General features: G+C 68.9%; 23 protein-coding genes. 9 read left to right on the forward strand and 14 right to left on the reverse strand.

The annotated features are described in order from the left end of the window. The first annotated feature begins 1 nt into the window (after position 1). Both JMT67_RS15205 and JMT67_RS15210 read left to right on the forward strand, forming a co-directional pair. Positions 2-286 carry an Hpt domain-containing protein gene (locus tag JMT67_RS15205; protein ID WP_201464082.1) on the forward strand — a complete coding sequence of 95 codons (285 nt, stop codon included), beginning with the start codon at positions 2-4 and terminating at the stop codon, positions 284-286. A gap of 178 nt (positions 287-464) precedes the next feature. After that, on the forward strand, positions 465-1,925 hold the full coding sequence (locus tag JMT67_RS15210; RefSeq protein ID WP_201464083.1) for a hypothetical protein: 1,461 nt from the start codon (positions 465-467) through the stop codon (positions 1,923-1,925). Between the two features lie 74 nt (positions 1,926-1,999). On the opposite strand, the gene JMT67_RS15215 is transcribed toward JMT67_RS15210, so the two are convergent. Further along, positions 2,000-2,752: an SDR family oxidoreductase gene (locus tag JMT67_RS15215; RefSeq protein WP_183216752.1), complete on the reverse strand. Its 753-nt coding sequence runs from the start codon at positions 2,750-2,752 to the stop codon at positions 2,000-2,002. 112 nt (positions 2,753-2,864) lie between these two features. On the opposite strand from JMT67_RS15215, the gene JMT67_RS15220 reads away from it, so the two are divergent. Next, a complete protein-coding gene (locus tag JMT67_RS15220; protein WP_233455946.1) occupies positions 2,865-3,269 on the forward strand; it encodes a winged helix-turn-helix transcriptional regulator in 405 nt (134 codons plus the stop codon). 39 nt (positions 3,270-3,308) lie between these two features. Here the strand turns inward: JMT67_RS15220 and JMT67_RS15225 are convergent, their stop codons facing one another. From JMT67_RS15225 to JMT67_RS15235, 3 genes are all read right to left on the reverse strand, one after another. Next, positions 3,309-3,482 carry a hypothetical protein gene (locus tag JMT67_RS15225; RefSeq protein ID WP_201464085.1) on the reverse strand — a complete coding sequence of 58 codons (174 nt, stop codon included), beginning with the start codon at positions 3,480-3,482 and terminating at the stop codon, positions 3,309-3,311. 61 nt (positions 3,483-3,543) lie between these two features. Then, positions 3,544-4,545: a GAF domain-containing protein gene (locus JMT67_RS15230; RefSeq protein WP_201464086.1), complete on the reverse strand. Its 1,002-nt coding sequence runs from the start codon at positions 4,543-4,545 to the stop codon at positions 3,544-3,546. A gap of 110 nt (positions 4,546-4,655) precedes the next feature. Beyond that, entirely contained in the window at positions 4,656-4,985 is a 330-nt protein-coding gene (locus JMT67_RS15235; RefSeq protein ID WP_201464087.1) for a DUF1491 family protein, read from the reverse strand. A 55-nt stretch (positions 4,986-5,040) separates the two neighbouring features. On the opposite strand from JMT67_RS15235, the gene JMT67_RS15240 reads away from it, so the two are divergent. Next, on the forward strand, positions 5,041-5,946 hold the full coding sequence (locus JMT67_RS15240; protein ID WP_233455947.1) for a hypothetical protein: 906 nt from the start codon (positions 5,041-5,043) through the stop codon (positions 5,944-5,946). A gap of 13 nt (positions 5,947-5,959) precedes the next feature. Here the strand turns inward: JMT67_RS15240 and JMT67_RS15245 are convergent, their stop codons facing one another. Continuing rightward, a complete protein-coding gene (locus JMT67_RS15245) occupies positions 5,960-7,672 on the reverse strand; it encodes a sensor histidine kinase (protein WP_233455948.1) in 1,713 nt (570 codons plus the stop codon). 159 nt (positions 7,673-7,831) lie between these two features. Here JMT67_RS15245 and JMT67_RS15250 point away from each other — a divergent pair, with 159 nt between their 5' ends. The 3 genes from JMT67_RS15250 (at position 7,832) to JMT67_RS15260 (ending at position 10,546) form a co-directional block, all read left to right on the forward strand. Beyond that, the gene (locus tag JMT67_RS15250; protein WP_183216756.1) at positions 7,832-8,269 is read left to right on the forward strand and encodes a SufE family protein; all 438 of its coding nucleotides are present in this window, start codon (positions 7,832-7,834) and stop codon (positions 8,267-8,269) included. A gap of 166 nt (positions 8,270-8,435) precedes the next feature. After that, complete coding sequence (locus JMT67_RS15255; protein WP_201464088.1) at positions 8,436-9,389, forward strand: glucosamine inositolphosphorylceramide transferase family protein; 954 nt, start codon at positions 8,436-8,438, stop codon at positions 9,387-9,389. A gap of 2 nt (positions 9,390-9,391) precedes the next feature. Continuing rightward, on the forward strand, positions 9,392-10,546 hold the full coding sequence (locus JMT67_RS15260) for a glycosyltransferase family 4 protein (RefSeq protein WP_201464089.1): 1,155 nt from the start codon (positions 9,392-9,394) through the stop codon (positions 10,544-10,546). A gap of 13 nt (positions 10,547-10,559) precedes the next feature. On the opposite strand, the gene JMT67_RS15265 is transcribed toward JMT67_RS15260, so the two are convergent. Together JMT67_RS15265 and JMT67_RS15270 are read right to left on the reverse strand one after the other, a co-directional pair. Then, on the reverse strand, positions 10,560-11,156 hold the full coding sequence (locus tag JMT67_RS15265) for a methyltransferase domain-containing protein (protein WP_082382613.1): 597 nt from the start codon (positions 11,154-11,156) through the stop codon (positions 10,560-10,562). 76 nt (positions 11,157-11,232) lie between these two features. Next, entirely contained in the window at positions 11,233-13,320 is a 2,088-nt protein-coding gene (locus JMT67_RS15270) for a TonB-dependent siderophore receptor (protein WP_201464090.1), read from the reverse strand. Positions 13,321-13,371: 51 nt separating this feature from the next. On the opposite strand from JMT67_RS15270, the gene JMT67_RS15275 reads away from it, so the two are divergent. Beyond that, positions 13,372-14,568: a DUF1624 domain-containing protein gene (locus JMT67_RS15275; protein ID WP_191555653.1), complete on the forward strand. Its 1,197-nt coding sequence runs from the start codon at positions 13,372-13,374 to the stop codon at positions 14,566-14,568. Between the two features lie 2 nt (positions 14,569-14,570). Here JMT67_RS15275 and JMT67_RS15280 read toward each other — a convergent pair whose 3' ends face one another. Next, a complete protein-coding gene (locus tag JMT67_RS15280; protein ID WP_201464091.1) occupies positions 14,571-15,293 on the reverse strand; it encodes a DUF6456 domain-containing protein in 723 nt (240 codons plus the stop codon). After that, entirely contained in the window at positions 15,290-15,646 is a 357-nt protein-coding gene (locus tag JMT67_RS15285; protein ID WP_152949605.1) for a chromosomal replication initiator DnaA, read from the reverse strand. The genes JMT67_RS15280 and JMT67_RS15285 overlap by 4 nt, the downstream gene beginning before the upstream one ends. Before the next feature lie 367 nt (positions 15,647-16,013). Here JMT67_RS15285 and ctrA point away from each other — a divergent pair, with 367 nt between their 5' ends. Further along, positions 16,014-16,715, forward strand: coding sequence for a response regulator transcription factor CtrA (gene ctrA / locus JMT67_RS15290; RefSeq protein WP_054764860.1), 702 nt, complete (start codon positions 16,014-16,016; stop codon positions 16,713-16,715). Positions 16,716-16,781: 66 nt separating this feature from the next. Here the strand turns inward: ctrA and JMT67_RS15295 are convergent, their stop codons facing one another. From JMT67_RS15295 to JMT67_RS15315, 5 genes are all read right to left on the reverse strand, one after another. After that, positions 16,782-18,158, reverse strand: coding sequence for a serine hydrolase (locus JMT67_RS15295; RefSeq protein WP_201464092.1), 1,377 nt, complete (start codon positions 18,156-18,158; stop codon positions 16,782-16,784). A gap of 143 nt (positions 18,159-18,301) precedes the next feature. After that, positions 18,302-18,685, reverse strand: a complete 384-nt coding sequence (locus JMT67_RS15300; protein ID WP_007390098.1) for a helix-turn-helix domain-containing protein — start codon at positions 18,683-18,685, stop codon at positions 18,302-18,304. 17 nt (positions 18,686-18,702) lie between these two features. Beyond that, positions 18,703-19,014: a type II toxin-antitoxin system HigB family toxin gene (locus JMT67_RS15305; protein ID WP_054766844.1), complete on the reverse strand. Its 312-nt coding sequence runs from the start codon at positions 19,012-19,014 to the stop codon at positions 18,703-18,705. Positions 19,015-19,096: 82 nt separating this feature from the next. Next, entirely contained in the window at positions 19,097-20,422 is a 1,326-nt protein-coding gene (locus tag JMT67_RS15310; RefSeq protein ID WP_233455949.1) for an ATP-binding protein, read from the reverse strand. Between the two features lie 8 nt (positions 20,423-20,430). Further along, positions 20,431-21,141 (reverse strand): response regulator, encoded by a 711-nt coding sequence (locus JMT67_RS15315; protein WP_054764863.1) that lies wholly within the window; start codon positions 21,139-21,141, stop codon positions 20,431-20,433. Between the last annotated feature and the right edge of the window lie 60 nt (positions 21,142-21,201).

Genomic DNA, 21,201 nt, shown 5'->3' on the forward strand with positions numbered 1-21,201 from the left:
CGTGACGGCGGACATGGCCGATCTGCGGACCCGGTTCCTAGACCGGTGCGTCGGCGATCTGGCGCGGATCGACCGTCACGTCGCGCTGGGCGCCTGGGACGCCGATGAATTGCGCCGCCTGGTCCACAGCCTGGCCGGCGCCGGCGCCGTCTTCGGCTTCCCAGCGATCAGCGAAGCGGCCGGCGACTGCGACGACGCCTTCGCCCAGGACCGCACGCCCGACCCCGCCCTGATCGAAACCTTGGCCCAGGCCATCCGCGACGCCCTGGCGCGGCGGCAGGGCTGAGCCGCTCAGGGGGCAGTCGATCGTCTGACGCGACAGGCTTCCTATTCTTGCGCGAAGCAAGAAATCCACGGCTGTGTCGCCCTACCTCAAGAGCGCCGTCGCAATTATGTAACTTGGGGTTATGGACGTATCGTGATTTGGTTGAGTTTGACGTTTAGCTCAAGGTGAGGGGTGAAGTATGAGGTGGGCGATTTTCAATGCCGCTTGGGTCGGCTTCATTTCCGCGCTGATATTGGCAGGACCCAGTCCTGCGCGCGCGGACACCATAAGGGATTACCTGGTACAGCAAGTATGCCTGGACGCCGCTGGCGCGGTAACCTCGGAAGACCCGGTAAGCTGTCCTGGACGTACGCGTAAACTCTTGCCTGGCGAGATGCTGCCTTATCATAAATGGGACATGCCTCAACAGTCCAACTTGGCTCAGATCAGCGACTCTTATCCTATTCAAACAGCGTATGGTCAGGAAAGGGTTGTTTCGACCTTCTACTTCACGCGAGACGATCAAATACCTTATTTCGCGCCGGGTGGGCCCAACGACGGCGTGTCGGCCTATGATCTGGGTGTGACCGAAGGCGCCTATGCGTCGTTCGCCGGCACCTACGACCAAGGCGGAGGCTGGCAGCCCTTCTGGCGAAACGCCCAGTGCAGCCTGCTGGATTCATGGATCGTCGCGCCCATCGGCCTGCAGATTCCCTTCGGACAGGGGCAGGCGACCACAACGCTTACGGCCAGCTTCCCGCAATGCCCGACAGTGGATCGTTTCAGTCAGTCCATGACGCGATGGAACTATTACCCAAACTATCTTTATCAGAGCGGCAAGCGCCTCAACACGATCAAGTCCTGGCATTTCAGCCAGAACAGTTCGAACTCCGACGCAATCGAAGTTTTCATGTTCACGAAGGAGTATGGAAAGACCAAGTGGGAGGCATGGCAGTCGTCCGATAAGGTCTCAGGTCCCAACCCTGTCGCCGTCGAGCGTTGTGGAGTGGGGACTGATAATGGCGTGGCTCATTATGGAAATACGACCTACTATCTGGTCGATTGCCACGATTGGACATTCATCTTTCCTGCCGCGAACGGCGGCTGGAACCCGGCGAACTTCCATATCGATCCGCTTTACACGAGCGAGAATCTGCTGACCAACACCCATATGCGCTGTACTGACAGCAGCGGTCGCACGCGCATTTGCGGTCAGTCCGGCAGCCAATGCAGGGTGATGGCGCCCTGGTCGCGGATCGGCGATCTCAACTGGGGTTTTAACCAGAATCCCCAGGCGCCGCGGGAAAGCGCCAACTGCGCGGTGCTTTTCTCGATTCCGTCCCAGCCCAGCGGCCAGTCCATCTATCAGGACACTGCACCGCTGAACACGCCGTTCCAGACGTTCAGCTATGGAGCCGCAATAAAGGCTCCCTACGCCAGTGGCGGTAACACCTATCCCGTAACGGTCGTCGTGCATCAGATTGATGGTAGCGGGAATGTGGTTTCAACGGCCGCGACGCCGGCGCAGGTGGGGCAACGTTATCGCTTTTTCCAGGGCGTCTTCACGCGCCATCCCGACGCGCAAACCTTCCGCTTTGAGGTCTATGTCGGCGTCATCCATACCGAGTTCCAGATGACGGACGCTTGGATCGCCCCATAGAGCCAATCTGTCACCACTCTTGAGGGCCGCCGCCTGCCAAGGCGGCGGCTTTCCTTCCTATCGATGTTCTGATCTCACCCCGCTCCGTTCAGGGCCTCGAACACGGCCTGATAGCCGTCAGCCTCGGCGAAGCGCAGCGGCTTGACCCGTTCGACCAGGATTTCGCCGCGCGGCGTTTCGCCCCGCTCGATCAGGTCCATCACCTCGGCCGTATAGTCGGCCAGGGGCATGGAGGCGGGGTTCTGGGCATGGCCGGGCATCAGGTCGGTGGCCACGCCGGGCGGCGCCAGCTCCAGCACTTCCACCGCCGTGTCGCGCAGCTGATGGCGCAGGGACTGGGTCCAGGAGTGGAGGGCCGCCTTGGTGGCGTTATAGGTCGGGGTGGCCGTCAGGGGGATGAAGGCCAGGCCGGAGGTGACGGTCATGACCGTGGCCTGGGGCTGGGCCGTCAGATGGGGCAGGAGGGCCGCCGTCAGCCGGATCGGTCCCAGGAGGTTGGTGGCGATGGTCGCCTCCACCGTCGCCAGGTCGAACGGTTCGGCCTTCAAATCCTCGGTCTTCATGATCCCGGCGTTCAATATGACCGCGTTCAGGGCGGGGTGGTCCTTGACCACCTGTTCGCCGAAGGCGGCGACGGCTGTGGGATCGGCGACGTCCAGCGTCGCCCAGGCCATGCCGGGATTGGCGGCGGCGGCGTCTTTCAGCACGTCCGCGCGGCGGCCCGTGATGACGATCTGATTGCCGCGCGCATGCAGGGCCTCGGCCAGGGCGCGGCCGATGCCCGTGCCGCCGCCGGTGATCAGGATTGTGTTTCCGCTAATGTTCATGGGGCTCTCCTTCAGGGGATGCGTCAGTGCGGAAACCCAGCTATGACGGTCGCTCTCCACTGGAAAGTAGGCACCGAAACCCGCCATACTTACCCGCAGGAAAGAAATGGAAATGACGGCCTATCCGCCCGCAAGAATTTCGCATCCTGAAACCGGCGAGGTCGCCGATCCGCGCGTCGAGGCCCTGGTCAATGAGGTGATCGGGCGTGTGGCGGACAAATGGACCATGCTGATCCTGGAGGTCCTGGCCGAACACGGCGAGACCCGGTTCACTCGCGTGGGCGAACTGGTGGGCGGCATCAGCCAGAAGATGCTGACCCAGACCCTGCGCCAGATGGAGCGCGACGGCCTGGTGGTGCGCACGGTCCATCCGGTCATCCCGCCCAAGGTCGAATACCGCCTGACCGACCTGGGCTTCACCCTGGCCGAGGCCTTCTGCGGCGTCTGGACCTGGGCCGAGGCCAATATCGACCGCATTGAAGCCGCGCGGGCGGCGTTCGACGCGAGGAAGGGATAGGCGTCGTCAGTCGTCCGATGACGTCGCCGTCTGGTCGGATCAGGCGGCGGCGTAATCGCGGAAGTCGGGCTGCACCGCTTTGATCCTGAGTTCGGCCAGCTCCTCCAGCCGCTTTTCATCGGCGGGCTCGACCTTCTGTCCGGCGACCTCCGCATAGGTCACCTTTGCGGACAGGATGCGATATTCCCGCTCGAGCGTTTCGACGTCTTGCACTTTCGCCTCCTAGAGAGGGGCATGGGATCAGGTCTGAGAATGGCCGATCCTGGCCCAATTTTCAATCGGCCGCTGCGGGTTTGCCGCGGGTGGGGCCGGGCGGCGCAGGGGCGTTCAGCCCGGCGAGCAGGGCCGCGATCCGAGCGATGTCGCGGATGACATCCACGTTCTGGAGCCCTGGACCGCTGCGATCAAACACGCCCGGCTGATCGCTGGTGGCCGTCACCACGCCCCAGACCTCGTTGTTGTGCCGGATCAGGATCGGGATGGACGCAACCGACCTGTAAAGTTCCTCACGCCGGGGATCGCGGTCCGGGACGGGATATTCGGAGAGGATGTAGTCTTGGGCCGTGTCGGGCAGGATGACCTCGCCGTCTGGATTGGCCTCGGCCTTGTGCCAGGCGGCGCCGGTGAAACCCTTGCCCTTTCGCCAACTGCGCCCCCCGGTCCGGGCAAGCTCGGGATCGGTCCACTCCGCCGCGATGCGCACCATCTGATCGCCTTCGCGTCGGAAGATGGAGACGGTGAAGACGTCGGCGGCCTTATAGTCGACGGCGCTGCGGATGGAGGTGATGGATCGCCTCAGCAGGGTCGCGGCGGTCGCCTTCTTCGCCGCCTCGTCCGAGGACAGAAGCCCGGCCTCGACGGCCTGCAGCATCTGTTCGATGGCTTGCAGCCGTTTCCGCCGTCGCTCGTCCAGGGCGGTGGCGCCGTCCTCGACCTTCCGACGGTCCGCCGCAATCTCCCGGCCCAGCTTGATAGCCTGCTCGGCCGCGTCCTCCGTCGATTTGAACTGGGCGCCGATCTCGATCTTCTTGAAATCCATGGCGCCTACCAGCGCCGCGCTGACGAAGGCCAGAATGACACCGGCGATCAGGGCGACCAGACCGGGCGTGCCGGTCGGATCCAGTCGCGACAGGGCCACGATCAAGGCGCCCAGGGCGCCGAGGCCGATCAGCCAAGGCCGATACCGCTCAAGATGCAGCACCCGGTCAGAATATTTGGTCAGGACGTCGCGGGCGTCGCCGCGAAGCTGCGTTTCAAACTTGTCGAAATCGTCCATCTGCATCCTCCCCGGCCGCGCCTGCACGCCATGGATCACCCTAGCCGGAAACAGGATGGGAGACGACTTTAAAGGGGGCTGGGAACAGGTCTCGGTTGCGCTTCCGCCCCCTACCCTTGCACCTTCTCCGTCAGGAAATGCCGGCCCTGGCGGTCTTCGATTTCGACGATCCACAGGTCGGGGTCGTATTGGCGCTGGCGGGCGATATAGGCGTCCAGTTCGGCTTCGCTGTCGCTGGTTACGGGCTGGATCCACAGCCGCTCGCCGTCGGGGCCGAAGGCTTCGGCATAGAGGCGGGCCGAGCGGGTCGAGGTGTCATAGGCCTTGACGATCACGGCGCCGGCGCGGGGGTCGCCCTTGTTCACCACGACGGCGTGGGCGCCTTCGATCTCGGCGCGGCGGATCAGGGCGCCGACCCACAGGTCGCTGGACAGAAGCAATTCGCTAACCCTGTAAGGAAACCAGACTCAAAGGCCCGGCCGCTAGGCTCGGCCCATGATCTTACGGCCTTATCCCCGGCGAACCCAAGTCCCTATCGGCGCGGCCCTGATCGGCGCGGCCGTGGTCGGGGCGGTGATCGCGGGCGATCCGGTCGCGGCCCCGGCCGCGTCTGGGGCGGGGTCGGGGGCGGCCGACCGCTTCTATGAGCGCAGCTTCGTCCTGGCCGCCAATGAGCGGTGCGGCCTGTTCCAGCCTCAGCTGACGGCGGCCCTGAACGCCTCGACCTGGCAGGCGCGCGGCGCGGCCCTGCGGGCCGGCGCCGATCCGCGTCAGCTGTCCGAGACCGCCGCCCGCGCCCGCGCCCGGGCGGCCGCCGCCGCCTGCGATTCCGCCGACATGAAGACGGTCAGCGGCCGGGTTCAGACCGCCTTCGCCGGCTGGTCGCGCACGGCGCGGATGACCTTTCCCGGCGACCGGGCGGGCTGGAGCGCCGACCGCGCCGCCTACAGCCGCCCGACCTGGCGTCTGATGCAGGGGACGGCCGTCGGCGCCTCGCCGGTGCGGTTCGGCCTGGTCGGGGCGATGGACCGGGCGGATCAACTGACGGCGGTGGTCTCCTGGCAGGGGCGGTCGCGTCCGACCGGGGTGCGGCTGGTCATGCGCGACACGACGGTGGCGCCCCGGCCCTGGCTGGCGCGCGAACTGCCGCCTGCGGCCCAGCGCCGGGTCTTCTGGGCCTCGGGCGTGACGACGGCCGATCCCGGCCTGCTGGTCCAGGGACGCACGGCGGGTCAGGCCTGGCGCTTCCCCCTGGCGGCGGCCGACGCCCTGTCCGGCCTGGATCCGCGAGAGGTCTTTACGGTGGAGTTCGTCTTCCGCGACGGCAGCGTGGCGCGCACGGTCTTCGAGGCGGGCGACTTCGCCGCCGGCCGCGCCTTCCTGGCCATGGGCCAAACCTAGGACCTGGATCGTCTCACGCCTCGACGGCGGCGTCCGGCGTTTCGTCGGCTTCGATGGCGGGCGACAGGGTTGCGACCGGCAGGCGCACCATGGCCGCCACGCCCTCGCCCAGGGTGCTGTCGATCGTCAGGCGCCCGCCGTGCAGTTCGGCCAGGGATCGGACCAGCGACAGGCCCAGCCCCGTCCCTTGCGCCTTCTGATCGGCGCCGCCGGCCTGTTCGAACGGGCGGCCCAGCCTTTGCAGATCCTCGGGCGCGATCCCCACGCCGGTGTCGGACACCACCAGCTCCAGATAGGGGCCGATCCCGTCCAGGGTCAGGGTCACGGACCCGCCCGCCGGGGTGAATTTCACCGCATTGGACAACAGGTTCAGCGCCATCTGCTTCAGGGCGCGGGCGTCGGCCTCGACCTCCAGCGGATGGGGCGGCAGGACGGGGGCCAGGTGCACGCCCTTGTCGTCGGCCTGGGGCCGGATCAGGGCCACGGCGGCTGAGATCGGATCGCGGGCGTCGAACCGGTCCAGGGCCAGTTCGTACCGCTCGGCCTCGATCTTGGACAGGTCCAGAACGTCGTTGATCAGGTCCAGCAGATGGCCGCCCGCCTGATGGATGGACTCGGCGTAGTCGGCGTATCGGTCGGGCAGGGGGCCGAACAGGCGCTGGCGCATGATGTCGGCGAAGCCGATCACGGCGTTCAGCGGGGTGCGCAGCTCATGGCTCATATTGGCCAGGAAGCGGGTCTTGCCCGCGCTCTGGGCCTCGGCCTCGACCCGGGCGCTTTCCAGCCCCAGCTCGCGCGCGAACTGGGCCGTGCCGTCGAAGGCCTGGGCGATCAGGCGCGGCGCCCCCGCCACCGCCCCCGTCTCGCCGTCGTACCGGCGCAGGATCAGCACCACCCGGCGGGCCAGGGCGATCCGGGGGCTGAACATCACCTCGGCCGGCTGGCCCTGGGCGGCGCGTTGCAGGGCGCCGGCGACGCCGGGGCGGTCGGGGGCGTGGACGGCGGCGATCAGCCCCTGGTCCATCAGGGCCGGGACCGAGACGGACGGCGGGGGCGTGCCCCAGGCGGCCAGGGCGCGGCCGGTCGGCTCCAGCAGCAGGGTCAGGCCCGGCTGGGCGTTCAGCACGGCCTGGACCAGGGCGCCGTCCTGTTCGGCGCGGGTCAGACGGGCCATGCGGCGGTGGCTCGACAGACGGGCCGCCCCGGCCAGGGCCAGAACCGCCAGCAGGCCCGACGCCGCCGCCAGGACCGGCGGCTGGGCGGTCGATCCGATCAGCAGGGTCGAGATCAGGCCCGAGATCAGCGGCAGGGCCAGGCCCGCCGTGCCCAGCCGGATCAGCCGGTCTTCGCCGATCCTGGGATCGTCAAGCACCAGCCCGGCCGCCAGGGGCAGCAGCAAAAGCCCCGGCGTCGCCCCGGTGGCCCCGCCGGTCAGGCCCGCCGCCGCCACGGTCGCCAGAAGCCAGCCGCCCATCAGGCTGAACCTCAGACCCGCCGTGTCGCGCACCATCAGGGCCACGCCCGCCACGCCCGGCGCGGCCGTCAGCAGCAGGGCCGCCAGGACCGTGGGCTCCAGCCGGGCGAAGCTCTGGGCCGCCAGGGCCGTCAGGGCGACCGCCGCCGCCCACCCCGCGTGCCACAGGGCGGCCGGCGCCGCCGACGGCTGAGCCGCCGACTCCGCTGCGGTCGGGACCGCCAGCCCGGGTTGTGGAGGGTGATTATGCAAGCGCCGTCGCCATTATGGGTCGTCCCCAGACTAAACGGCGCGCCGAGTCGGCGCGAGGCCCCTCCCGTGTCAGGCGATCTGCAACCGCGCGTTCACCATGAATTTCGGGGGACAAACCGGCCGGTTGTCGTTAACGGCCGGGCGGCCTATCTGGCGGCCATGACCGATCGCACGCCGCCCGCCGACAGCCTGGACCAGACCCTGGCCGACCTCGCCGAGGATTTCGACCTCTTGGGCGACTGGGAGCAGCGGATCGAATACGTCATCGAACTGGGCAAGGGGCTGGCGCCCCTGGACGCGGCCGATCGGGTGGAGGCCAACAAGGTGCCGGGCTGCGCCGCCCAGGTCTGGCTGGCGGTTCATCCGGCCGAGGGGCGGCTGTGGTTCGACGCCGACAGCGACAGCGCCCTGTCCAAGGGCAATATCGCCCTTTTGCTGAAACTCTATTCGGGCCGGACCCCGGCCGAGATCCTGGCCTTCGACGCCAAGGCCGCCCTGGACCGGCTGGGCCTGCCCTCGGCCCTGACCCGCCAGCGCGCCAACGGCCTGAACAGCATGGTCGGCCGCATCCGCGAGGCGGCCCTGGCGACGGCCTGACGCTTGCTAAGGTCATAATGCGCCACGCTTTTAGAGTAATGTCGCTTAGTTGACACAGGCGCGGCTTAACGGCGTCATGGCCCGGCTTGCAATCAAGTCCGGCCGGCTGGTCGGTCACCCTCTTCCCCATCGGCCGTCGCGCGTCGGGCCAGGATTTCAACTCCGAATGTTCGACATCTGGCGGTCCGGATATCTGAGGCGTCCCCTGACCGAGGTCATGGAACGGCCCCCTCGCCCCGACGAGATCGTCTGGCTGCCCGACCGCGGCCCCCACGCCTTTTACGCCGACCCCTTCGGCCTGGAACGCGACGGGGTTCTGACGGTCTTTGTCGAGGCCTTCGACTATCGGGTCCGGCGGGGCGACATCCACTACTGCCAATATGACGCCGACGACCGGCTGGTGGGGCAGGGGGTGGCCTTGGCCGAGCCCTGGCACCTGTCCTATCCGACCCTGATCGAGGACGGGGGCGAGCTCTATATGCTGCCCGAAGCCTATAAGAGCGGCGGCCTGATCCTTTATCGCTGCCGGCGTTTTCCCGACGACTGGGAGGCGGTGGCGCGGCTGGGCGCGTCGCCGGCCATTGATGCGACGGTGGTGCGCCACGACGGCCTTTGGTGGATGTTTTACGCCCTGCCGGGACCGGACGACCGGGCCATGCGCGAACTGCATCTGGCCTGGGCCGAGCGGCTGACCGGGCCCTGGACGCCTCACGCCGGTCGCCCGGTGATGAGCGGCTTTCAGACCTCGCGGCCGGGCGGCTCGGCCTTCGTCCATGACGGCGCCCTGCATCTGCCGGTCCAGGACTGCGCCCCCGCCTATGGGGCGGCGGTCAACCTCTTGCGGATCGACGTCCTGACGCCCCAGAACTTCGCCGCCACGGTGGTGCGGCGGTTCGAACCGGGCGATCTGGCGGCGGGCTTTTCCGACGGGCTGCACACCCTGTCGGGCGCGGGCGGCGTCAGTTTCCTCGACCTCAAGTCGGTGCGCCGCGACCGCGCCGAGCCCTGGCTGAAGACGCAGTACAAGCTGCGCCGCGCCCTGGGGCTGAACGGTTCGCGCCGGACCGGCGTGGACGTCTATCCGGCCCTCTTTTCTCCGCCCTCCGCGTCTCAGAGTTGACCATGCGTGTCGCCGTCGTCCTGCCGCGCGGTTGCGGCTTCCGCCCCGACCGGGCCAATTCGATGGAGACGGTGGTGCGGACCCTGGCGGCCCACGCCCGGTCCCAGTCGGCCGTGACCCTGGTCTGCGACGCGGACCAGGCGACCGCCCCCGATCCCCGGCTTCTGACGGTGCCTCCCGGCCTGGGCGGGCGGGCGCGAAACCGGCGGATCAAGGCCCTGTTGGAGACCCTCCAGCCGGATGTGGTCGAATATCACCAGCAGCTGAAGTCGGCCTCGGACCTGGCCGCCGAGGGGCCGCCGGCGACCTATGTCCTTTACCGCCACACCCGGATCAAGCCGCCCCGCCATCCGCTGGACGCCTGGCGCTACGGACGTCGGCTGGCGCGGTTCGACCGGCTGGTCTTCGTCAGCGAGGCGGCGGGGCAGGAGTTCGCGGCCGACTATCCGGCCCTGGCCGACCGGGTCAGCGTGGTCTGCAATCCGATCGACGTCGGGGCCTGGCGCGCCGACCCGGCCGACAAGGAGAAGCTGATCCTCTTCTGCGGCCGGGCCATGGCGGACAAGGGGCTGGACCTGTTCTGCATCGCCCTGGCCCGAGCCCTGGACGCCCATCCCGACTGGCGCGGGGCCCTGATCCTGGGCGACTGGGAGCGGCACCAGGCCTGGGCCGACCCCTATCTGGGCCTGCTGGACCGGTTCGGCGACCGGGTCGAAATCCTGAAGTCGGCCCCGCTGGAGGCGGTGCGGGCGGTCACGCGGCGGGCGGCGATCGCGGCGACCCCGTCGCGGGTGCGCGAGGCCCTGGGCCTGACCGCTCTGGAGGCCCACGCCGCCGGCTGCGCCCTGGTCTCCTCCGGTCGCGGGGGGCTGCGCGAAGCCAGCGGCGACCACGCCCTCTATGTCGAGGTGGACGGACCCGACCCCCTCGCCGCCGCCCTGGAGCGGCTGATCACGGACCCGGAGACACGGCTGGCCCTGGCCCGGTCCGGCCAGGCCTTCGTGGCCGAGGTCCACGCCCCCGAGGCGCGGGCGGCCCAGCTGGATCGGCTGCGCGAAGCCTGGACCGAACAGGCGCGCCGACGGCGGGCGGAGGCGCCGCCGCGCCCGCGCTTCAGCCTGCCGCGTCTGGGCCTGCCGCCGCTCGGCCGGGCTTGAGGGGAGGGGCCGCTCAGCCCTTTCGGATCAGACTGTCATAGACGTGGGTGACCGCCTCGAAGGTCACGCGGGGCGGCCGATCGCCCAGGGGCGCCGGTTCGAACGCCTGGTCGATCAGGCCCGCCCCCAGCGGATCCTCGACCTTGTCGGTGTTCCATCCCAGCAGCAGCCGCCCGCCGGGCCGCAGCACCGCCGCCAGGGCCGCCAGGGCCTGACGCTGCTGTTCGGGATGATCCACGCCGTAGCCCAGCACCCCGTTGCACACCACCGTATCGAAGGTCAGGTCGGCGAACAGGGCGTCGGCCTGACAGACGTCTCCGGTCCGGTGACGGCCCGCCCGGCCCCAGCGGGCGGCGCCGGGGTCGATGTCGGTGGTCCAGACCTCGCCCCCGCCCGCCTCCAGGGCGGCGTAGTCGTCCAGCGTATATTCCCGGCACCCGACCCACAGGATGCGCCCGCCGAGGGCCGACAGGGCGGGCACGTAGCTTTCGGCCATCACCCGCCGGTCGGGCAGGGTCCGGATCCGCCGCGCCTTGGCTGAGCGCCTTGCGCCGCCCTGGACGTCGCCTTTGGCGCCCAGCCATGCTCTGATCCGCCGCCCAAGGCCCATCTCGGTCTCCCCATCCCTGTCCGGTGTTATCGGACCGCCGCTCGCGCGCCAACCGTTCGATGCGGCAAGGCGCAGGTCAAAGGGCGATCCGCAGCGAGGCCCGCACGCTGCGCGGCGCGCCGGGGAAGATCCACAGGGCGCTGTAGGAGCTGGCGGCGTAGCGTTCGTCGAGCAGATTATCGACCTCGACCCGCGCCGTGACCTGGGGCGTCAGGCCATAGTCCACCGCCGCCTTGGCCTTCCAATAGGCCGGCAGTTCGGGCGCGCCGAGCGCAAGGCCGCCGGCCCGGTCGCCGACATAGGCGGCGCCCGCCGTCATCGACCAGTCCGTGCCGTGCGGGGTGGGGAAACGGCCGACCACGAACAGGGAGCCCGAATGTTCGGGCACGTTCAGCACCCGGTCGGTGGGGAAGGCGTCGTCGTCGGCCTTGGCGTCGGTCCAGCCGTAGTTGGCCACCACCTGCCACGCCTCGCCCAGCCGGACCGACCCGTCCAGCTCGATTCCCCGCGAGGTCAGCTTGCCGACCGGCGCCAGATAGTTGGGGTCGACGGGATCGGTGGTCAGTATGTTCGCCTTTTCGATATCGAACAGGGTGGCCGCCAGGTCGATCCCCTGCCAGGCGCCGGACAGGCCGATCTCATAGCCCTTGCCCTCTTCCGGGGCGAAGCCGGACCCGGTCCGCCCCGTGCCCGAGTTCAGCACGAAGGACCGGCCATAGCTGGCGTGGGCGGTCAGGCCGTCGGTCAGGCGATAACGGGCGGCGAACCGGTAATCGAGCGGGCTGTCCTTGGTCTCGCCCACGGCGCCGGTGCGGTTGTTGCGGATGGTCTGGCTGTAGTCGTCCCAGCGAAGGCCCGCGACCAGGCTGAGGCGGTCGTTCACCTCCCACAGGTCCTGGGCGTACAGGGTGACGACGTCCCGCGTCTCCAGATTGTCGGTGAAGGGCAGGGGCGTCGGCGGGACGACCGACCCATAGACGGGGTTGAAGACCGAGATCGGATAGGGATTGGCCGCCGTCGGATTGATGCGCAGCCACTTCTCGCCATAGGTCAGCCGATAGGCTTTCACGCCGAGGCCCAGGGTGTGGACGCCCAGGCCGGTCTGGACCTCCCCGTTCAGCTCCAGCCGCGCCGACAGGTCCTCGACCGAGAAGTCCCGGCCCCGGCGCTGGCGCCACAGCGCATCGCCGACCAGGCGGGACTGGTCGCTGGACAGGCCCTTCAGCGAGCCGCCCCGCCAGGCGACCCCTCCGTTCAGGCTCCAGCCGTCGTTGAGGCGGTATTCGCCGGTGATCTGGTGCCGCGCGTTGCGGAACCGGGTCCGGCCGTCGCCGGGCTCGCCGTAGTAGTTGGATTCCGGCAGGGCCAGGGCGTCGCCGTTGATCGCGGGCATGCCCCGGTCGAACAGGGTCGAAAAGACGGTGAGCTCGCCCACATAGGTCAGGCGCAGATCCTCATTGGGCCGCCAGGTCAGGGAGGGGGCGACCGCCGTCCGGTCCAGGCCGACATGGTCGCGCCAACCGTTGCTGGTCTCGCCGGCCAGGACCAGCCGCCCAGCCAGGGTCTCGGAGATCGGGCCGGTCACGTCCAACTCCCCCCGCCTCAGGCCGAAGGAGCCGACCGTGCCGGTGAAGACGGCGTCGGGTGTGAAACGCGGGGTCTTGGAGACGATGTTGATCCGGCCGGCCGGGTCGATGTCCCCGAACAGGGCGCCGGCCGGCCCCTTCAGCACCTCGATCCGCTCGGCCGTGGCCGGGTCGCGCGGCGGCGCCATGCCCCGGTTCGCCAGGAAGCCGTCCACATAATATTCCGCCCCGCCGTCGGGCGTGCCCAGGAAGCCGCGGATGGCGAAATTGTCCATCACCCCGCCGCGATTGTTCTGCTGGCTGATCCCGCTGACCAGCTCCAGGGCGTCGGACAGGCGGGTGGCGCCCACGGCGCGCAGCAGGTCGCTTTCGATGGAACGGCTGGACGGCGACATCCGCTCCGTGATCGCCCCGACGCCCAGCGTATGGTCGTGCGGCGAACCCCGGCGGCCCAGGACCACGATCTCGCCCAGGGCGTGGGGCTCGGCCTGAGCCGCATCAACGGGGACCAGGACTGGGGTCGGGGCGGTTGCGGCGGCAATAAGACACAGGCCGGCGCAGCTCGAAAGGAGGGGCAAGGACGAACTCCGTTGAAACGTTATACTATAGCGGCTATCCGTTCGCGCCTCATGCTGTCAACCGCCGCCCTTCCCGTTTCCGCCCTCGCCGTTCCGGCCGTCCGCCCGGCCGCGCGCATTCGTTCGATCGACGCCCTGCGCGGTCTGGTCATCCTGCTGATGCTGGTCGATCACACGCGCGAGTTCTTCTATTTCCACGCTCAGGTCCCGGACCCGATGAATGTCGAGGCGACCGATCCGGCCCTGTTCTTCACCCGTCTGTCGGCCCATCTGTGCGCCCCGATCTTCGTCGCTTTGACGGGCCTGGGCGCCTGGCTCTACGGAAACAAGACGGCCGAGGTCAGCGGAGGGTCCGCCGCCGGGGCGGCCTCGGCCTTTCTGCTGAAGCGGGGCCTGTTCCTGGTGGTGCTGGAGCTGACCCTGGTCAACTTCGCCTGGGGCTTCTCCCTGACGCCGCCGATCCTCTATCTCCAGGTGATCTGGGTCATCGGGCTGTCGATGATCGCCCTGGCGGGCCTGGCTCATCTACCGCGCGCCTGGCTGATCGCCGTCGGCCTGGTCCTGGCCCTGGGCCACAATCTCTTGGACCCGATCGCCTTCGCCGAAGGTCCGGCCCATGTGCTGTGGGCCGTGCTGCACGACCGCAGCCTGATGGACCTGCCCTGGGGCGGACAGGTTCGCACCTCCTATCCCCTGCTGCCGTGGATCGGGGTGGCGGCCCTGGGCTATGCGATCGGGCCGTGGTTCGTCGGGCCCCAGGGGGCGCGGCTCCGGCGTCTGGTCGTCACCGGCCTGGGCGCCCTGGCCCTGTTCGCCCTGCTCAGGTCTATCAATCTGTACGGCGACCCGACGCCCTGGAGCGTGCAGGACACGCCGCTGCGGACGGCGATGAGCGTGCTGAACGTCACCAAATATCCGCCCTCGGCCGACTTTCTGCTGCTGACCCTGGGCCTGGGGGCCCTGATCCTGGCGGGACTGGAGCGGGCCTCGGACCGTCTGATCGGTCTGTTGGCGGTCTTCGGCGGGGCGCCGCTGTTCTTCTATCTGATCCACCTCTACGGCCTGCATCTGCTGAATCTGGCGGCCCTGGCCCTGTTCGGTCCCAATCAAGGCCAAGGCTTCAGCGTGCCGGGTGTCGCCGCCCTGTGGGCCCTGGCCGCCGTGGTCGCCGTCCCCTGCTGGTTCGCCTGCCGCTGGTTCGCCCGGATCAAGCGGGCCAGCGACCGGCCCTGGATGAAATACCTCTGACCTCAGCCGATCCCGTAGTGGTCGGCCAGGGCGGCCAGCGCCTGTTTCAGCACCGTCTTGCCCTGGCGGCGGCGCAGGCCCAGGCCGGTCTCGGCCAGTTTCAGACTGTCGCCGTGGATGCAGATCCGCGTCAGCATCGGCCTCAGGCGCGGGCCGACGGCGGACAGGGCCGCCTCCACCCGTCGTCCGGCCGACAGGGCGCGGTCGCCGGGTTCGACCCGCATCGTTCCGCCCGACCCGGCGCGGGGCAGGGCGTCCCAGCCCATGGTCAGGGCCGGGCCGGCGCCGGCCTGTTCGACCTCCCGCCTCAGCCGTTCGCCGGCGGCGACCTCGGCGGGGCTCAGCCAGGGTCGGCCCGCCGCATCCTTGCGCCGCGCCAGCCAGGCGATCGGGCTTTCGCCCAGATTGGCGGCGTGGCGGACCATTCGCCCGTCCGCCCCGATCAACTCCCGCTCGCCCGCGATGAAGCCGGGGCGGCCGGGCGGCGGGTTTTCGGCCTTGCGGGGGGCCGCCTCCCCCCCGGCGCGCACGGTCCATCCGCCCTGCGGCCGCCGCCTCAGTCCCGGCCGTTCGATCAGGGCGCGGAACTCCGGCTCGCTCAGGGTCAGGCTGATCCGTCCCCGCCGGTCCGGCCCCAGACGCAGCGCATAGACCCCCTGTTCGGCGCCCAGCCAGGCGCCGGGCCGGGCCAGAAGACAGCGCGCCCGCTCCACCGTCCGGCTCATTGCACGGCCTCCCAGCGGGGCGCGCTGTAGACCGTGGTCAGACAGGCCTCCAACTGCGACAGCAGTTCGTCCACAGCCCGGCGGTCGCGCTCGTCCTCCACCCAGCGGCAGGCCGCCCCCACCGTGCTGCGGTTGACCCCGAAGACGTGGCCGACCCGCTCCAGCGTCCAGCCGAAGGCGATGTGGGCCAGATACATGGCCAGCCAGCGCGACCGGGCGTTGAGCGGATCGATCCGCCGACCGGCCGTCATCCGGTCCGGGCTGGCCCCGGTCCGCGCCGCCACCAGATGCAGGGCCAGCCCCGCCTTGCACCGGTCCGCCTCCCGAACCGGCGCCCTGTATGCCTCAACCATGCCTCACTCCCGTTCACGAACCTCGACGCCCCATCCTAGGCGGGCGCGGCGTCACGATAGGAATATCGTCCTACTCCGCGTCAGAATCGGACGTGGCGCCGGATTGGACTTGAGGTTGCGTCAGGGCGGATCCGCGTTCCGACCGGCTCTGCGCGGGGAGCCGCAGGCTGAGTCCGGTCCGCATCATGGTTAATTATTTTCGAATCATTGACTCGGGACTCTCGACGCCGATTCGCAAATCAGCTTAGGAACGACTCATAGCTCGCCGTTAACCCTTCTTAAGGTTTTCGGGTCTTAACCTGCGAACAAGGTTACCCGGTCGTGCGCCAGGGTGATTACCGCAAAGCTTTTGCCTGGAGGGGCACGAATGCGCGTCCTGTTGATTGAAGACGATCACGCCACCGCCCAGAGCATCGAGCTGATGCTGAAGTCGGAAGGCTTCAATGTCTATACGACCGACCTGGGCGAAGAAGGCATCGATCTGGGCAAGATCTATGACTACGACCTCATTCTGCTTGACCTGAACCTGCCGGACATGAGCGGCCTTGAGGTGCTGCGTCAGCTGCGCGTCGGCAAGATCAACACCCCGGTCATGATCCTGTCGGGCACCCATGAGATCGAAACCAAGGTCAAGACCTTCGGCGGCGGCGCCGACGACTATCTGACCAAGCCCTTCCACAAGGACGAGCTGATCGCGCGCACCCACGCCGTGGTCCGTCGCTCCAAGGGCCACGCCCAGGCCATCATCCACACCGGCGAGATCGCGGTGAACCTGGACGCCAAGACGGTGGAGGTGAACGGTCACCGCGTCCACCTGACCGGCAAGGAATATCAGATGCTGGAGCTGCTCTCGCTCCGCAAGGGCACGACCCTGACCAAGGAAATGTTCCTGAACCACCTGTACGGCGGCATGGACGAGCCCGAGCTGAAGATCATCGACGTCTTCATCTGCAAGCTGCGCAAGAAGCTGGCCACCGCCGCCGACGGCAAACACTATATCGAAACCGTCTGGGGCCGCGGCTACGTCCTGCGCGACCCGGCCGAGGCCGGAAACAGCGTCGCCGCCTGAACGGCCGCTCCGTCCTGATCCTGAAAACGCCCGCCGGTCCCTCCGGCGGGCGTTTTTTCTTTGCGCCTACTGCCGCTTCGCCGGCATGTCGCGGCCGCCCTGGTGCAGGACCAGGCCGTCGACCCGGCCTTCGGCGTCGCGGGTGAAGGTGATCTGGGCGTCCACCTCGGTCAGGAAGAAGGCGTCGTCCCCTTGCGCCTTCAGCTCGAAGGCGGGCTGGCCGGTGGCCTGGACCTTCAGCCCGCCCTCTGCGGCGGTGATCGTCAGGGCGAAGGTCGGCGACAGGGAATAGACCCCGACATAGGCGGCCAGGGCCTCGGCCGGCAGGGTCACGACGCGGCGTTCCGAGGCCAGGGTCACGGTCCCGCCGCGCGCCAGGGTCATCAGGTCCGGCCCCAGCTTGTCGGGCGCCTGGCCGTTCAGATTGGCCAGGACGATGACGGCGATCCGGTCGTCCGGCGCATAGGCCATATAGGTGTTGAACCCCTCGATCGCCCCATTGTGCCAGACCAGCTTCCGGTCCGGCGTCGCGGCCAAACCCAGGGCGTAGCCGTTCCTGACCGGGGTGGTCAGGGCGGCCAGGGACTGGGGCTTCAGGACCCGGCCCCCGAACAGGGCCTGTTCCCATTTCAAGAGGTCGTGGGTGGTCGAGTACAGGGCGCCCGCGCCCAGGGGGATGCTCATGTCCACATAGTCGGCGTTGACCACGCCGGACGCCTCCTTCGTATAGCCCGAGGCGCGTCGAGGCAGGATGCGGTCGTGCCGGTCATAGCCGCTGTCGGCCATGCCGAGCGGGGTGAACAGCGCCTGTTGAATGAAGTCGGCGTAGGTCTGACCGCTGGCCGCTTCGATCACCGCGCTCAGCAGGATATAGCCCGAGTTGGAATAGGCGAAGCCTTCGCCCGGCGCGAAGTCCAGGGGCCGCCCGCTGAACCGGGCGATCAGCTGGGCCGTCGTGGCCGGCCGGGTCTTCAGCGCCTCATAGTCGGCAAAGGTGGTGAAGTTGGGCAGGCCGGCGGTGTGGCTCAAAAGCCGGCGCGGGGTGACGGCGTCCCAGGCGGCCGGGGCGTCCGGCAGCCAGGTCTTGATCGGGGCGTCCAGATCGACCTTGCCCTGTTCGCTCAACAGCAGGACGGCGACGGCCGTGAACTGTTTGCTCAGCGAGCCCAGGCGGAATTTGACGTCGCCGTCATTGGGGACGCCCCATTCCCGGTTCGCCAGACCATAGCCCCGGTCCAGCAGGATCTCCCCGTCGCGCGCGACCAGGACGGCGCCGGAAAAGGCGTCGGCCTCGCTGGAGGCCCGGACGATCTGGTCCATTCGGGCCACGTCCGGCGCCCGATCCTGGGCTGCGAGGGGGCCCGCCGCCAGGACGGGGGCCAGAGCCAGGGCCAGGACGGAGGCCGCGAGACGGCCGCGACGAAGGCGAAGGAAAAGGGGCACGGGCGTCTCCTGAAAAGGGCTTTAAGCCTTTAGAGGCTGCGAACCGGGCGTTCGGATGCAGCTGGGCGATCTGGTGGTGAGCAGGACCGATGTCGCTTCTAGTTGTGTTCCTGGCGTGGAGGACATGGGCGCCCTTGACCGTGTTAGGCGGCTAAGTCGCCGACAAGCGATCCGGCCGGAATCCGCCAAGCCCGGCTGATCTTTCGGATTTGATCGAGGTTGATCTCCCGCTTGCCGTTCAGCAGCTCGGAGGCGCGCGCCTTGGAGCCGAGGATCTCGGTCAGATCTGACTGCGTATAGTTGTTCGCCTGCATGACGAACTTCAGCACATCGACCGGCTCGGCCCGTGGGATTGGATAGTGCCGGCGCTCATAGTCCTCGATCAGCAGGACCAGGGCGTCGTAATGGGCGGCCGCCTCGGAGCCTTCAGCAGGTTCGTTCTCGAAATAGGGCCGCACCGCCTTCAGCGCCGCTTGGTATTCAGCCTCGTCAGCCAGGGTGCGGATCGTGCTCATGTCCATCGTCATCTTCGCTCTCTCCAATCCTATAGTTTCGCTACATCGATCTTGTCGTATTCAGCGTGAGTACCGACGAAGAGGATGAAAATCCTCTTGGCCCGAAACCCCACCAGACCGACGATCCGGTATTTGTTGCCGCCCACGTCGAAGACGATCTTGCCGTCCACCACATAGTCGGCGCTGCTGAAGGTGGCCTTCAGCTCCGCGTAGTTGTTCCAGTCGGCGTCCGAGGCGGCGGTGTGCCACTCGATCATCGCCGCCTTCGCCGTATCCTGGGGCTTGCCCTTCGGCTGGGCCTCCCAGAACTTCACCAGGACTGATTTCGCGATCACGTTCATGGATTCGTATCGCATGTTTCCAATCTGGAAACAAGGAGAAGTTTCCAATATGGGAACTCAAGGGTTGGCCGACACCTGTCGATCAGCCCCGTTCTTCGTCCGGCGCGAAGGTCACCGTCGCCTCCAGCCCGCCCTCCGGCGCATTGGCCAGGGCCAGGCGGCCGCCGGCGATCTCGGCCATGCGGCGGGCGATGGTCAGGCCCAGGCCCGAGCCGCCGCTGTCGCGCGACCGCGAGGGATCCAGCCGGTAGAAGGGCTCGAACAGGGCCTCCAGCCGGTCCTCGGGCACGCCCGGCCCGTGGTCGCGGACGATCAACCGCACCGTCCCTGCCTGCGCTTCGCCCCTGACCGCCGCATCGCCGCCGTGACGCACGGCGTTGTCGATCAGATTGGTCAGGCACCGCCTCAGAGCCAGGGGCCGGGTCGGCCGCACCGCCCCGCAGCCCTTAACGAAGACGACCGGCTGTCCCGCCTCGGCCGCATCCTCGCACAGGGCCGACAGCAGGGCGTCCAGATCGACCGGGACGACCGGCTCGATCCGGGTCTCCAGCCGCGCCAGGTCCAGCCCCTCGCGGACCAGATGCTGCATGGCCGCCAGATCCGCAATCAGCTGGGCGCGCAGGGTCTCGTCCGCCACCTTTTCGACCCGCAGCCTCAGCCGGGTCAGGGGCGTCTGAAGATCGTGGGCCACGGCGGCCAGGACGCGGGCCCGTTCGGCGATCAGGGCCTGAAGCCGGGTCTGCATGGCGTTCAGCGCCATGGCCGCCTGGCGCACCTCGCGCGTCCCCTCCACCGCCAGGGGCGGGCCGTCCAGGTCCCGGCCCAGGGCCTCGGCCCCGGCCGACAGCCGCGCCAGGGGCGCCGCCGCCCGGCGTGAGGCCAGCCAGGCCGTCGCCGCCACCGTCGCCAGGCCGACAGCCAGCAACAGTGCGCTGTCGCGCCCCAGGCTCCAGGGCCGCGGGGCGGGCGGCAGGCTGACCGCCACGGGGGCCACGGCCGTCCCGTCCTGCGGATCGAGGGTCAGGATGCGACAGCGAAGGGCCGCGTCCGCCTGGGCTCCGCAGGCGGCCTTGGCCGCCTCATAGGCCCGCACCTTGACCCCGGTCACGCCGCGTCGGGCCAGGGCCTGGGCCACCGCCTGGGTCAGGGCGGGGTCGGGCGGCCCGCGCCGCTGTCCCTCGGCCGGGGTCAGGGCCACGGCCACGGCGGCGGCCGGATCGTCGTCGGCCTGGGCCAGGTCGCCGATCCGCTCGGCAGTGGTGAAGTCATGGGCCTGTTTCAGCCAGTGATGACGGCCCAGCTGAAGCGCCAGAAAGGTCACCGCCGCCGCCGCCAGGGCGCCCACCAGCACCAGGGCGAACAGCCGGACCGTGGATCCGTCAACGGCGCCGCCCAGCCCCCGTCTCACGCCCCGGCCTAGGCGCGCCACGTCACCGGCCCCGACAACATATAGCCCAGGCTGCGCACCGTGCGGATCAGGACCGGGTTCTTGGCGTCGTCGCCCAGCTTCTGACGCAGGCGGCTGACCCTCAGATCGACCGCCCGGTCGTCGGCGTCGGCGACGGTGGACAGGGCGCGGATGCGCTCGCGCGACAGGGGCCGCCCGCCGTTTCGGACCAGGGCGTGCAGCAGGTCGAAATCGGCCCCGGACAAGGGCGCCACCCGCCCGTCCGGCGCCGTCAGGCTGCGGGCGGCGACGTCCAGGGACCAGCCGGCGAACTGGGCGCAGCGCCCCTGGACCGGCTCGGCCTCCGGGCGGGCGCGGCGCAGGACGGTGCGGATGCGGGCCACCAGCTCGCGCGGCTCGAACGGCTTGGCCATATAGTCGTCGGCCCCCATCTCCAGCCCCACGATCCGGTCGATCGGATCGCCCCGCGCCGTCAGCATGATGACCGGGGTCCGCGACGTCGCCCGGATGGCGCGGCACAGGCTTAGGCCGTCCTCGTCCGGCAGATTGAGGTCCAGCACCACCAGATCGACCGGCCCGGCCTCCAGCGCCGCCTTGGCCGCCCGGCCGTCGGCCGCCTTTAAGGTGCGAAAGCCGTGCTGCTCCAGATGATCGGCCAGAAGGGTGCGGATATCGCGGTCGTCGTCGACGACCAGAAGCACGGGCGGGGCGGCGGTCATGGGGCGGGTTCAGCGTGGCGGGTCGGTCGTCTCTGTCCGCCCGGCTGATGGCGAAAAGGC

Origin of the sequence: Brevundimonas aurantiaca (assembly GCF_904830995.1) — a bacterium.
GTDB lineage: Bacteria > Pseudomonadota > Alphaproteobacteria > Caulobacterales > Caulobacteraceae > Brevundimonas > Brevundimonas aurantiaca.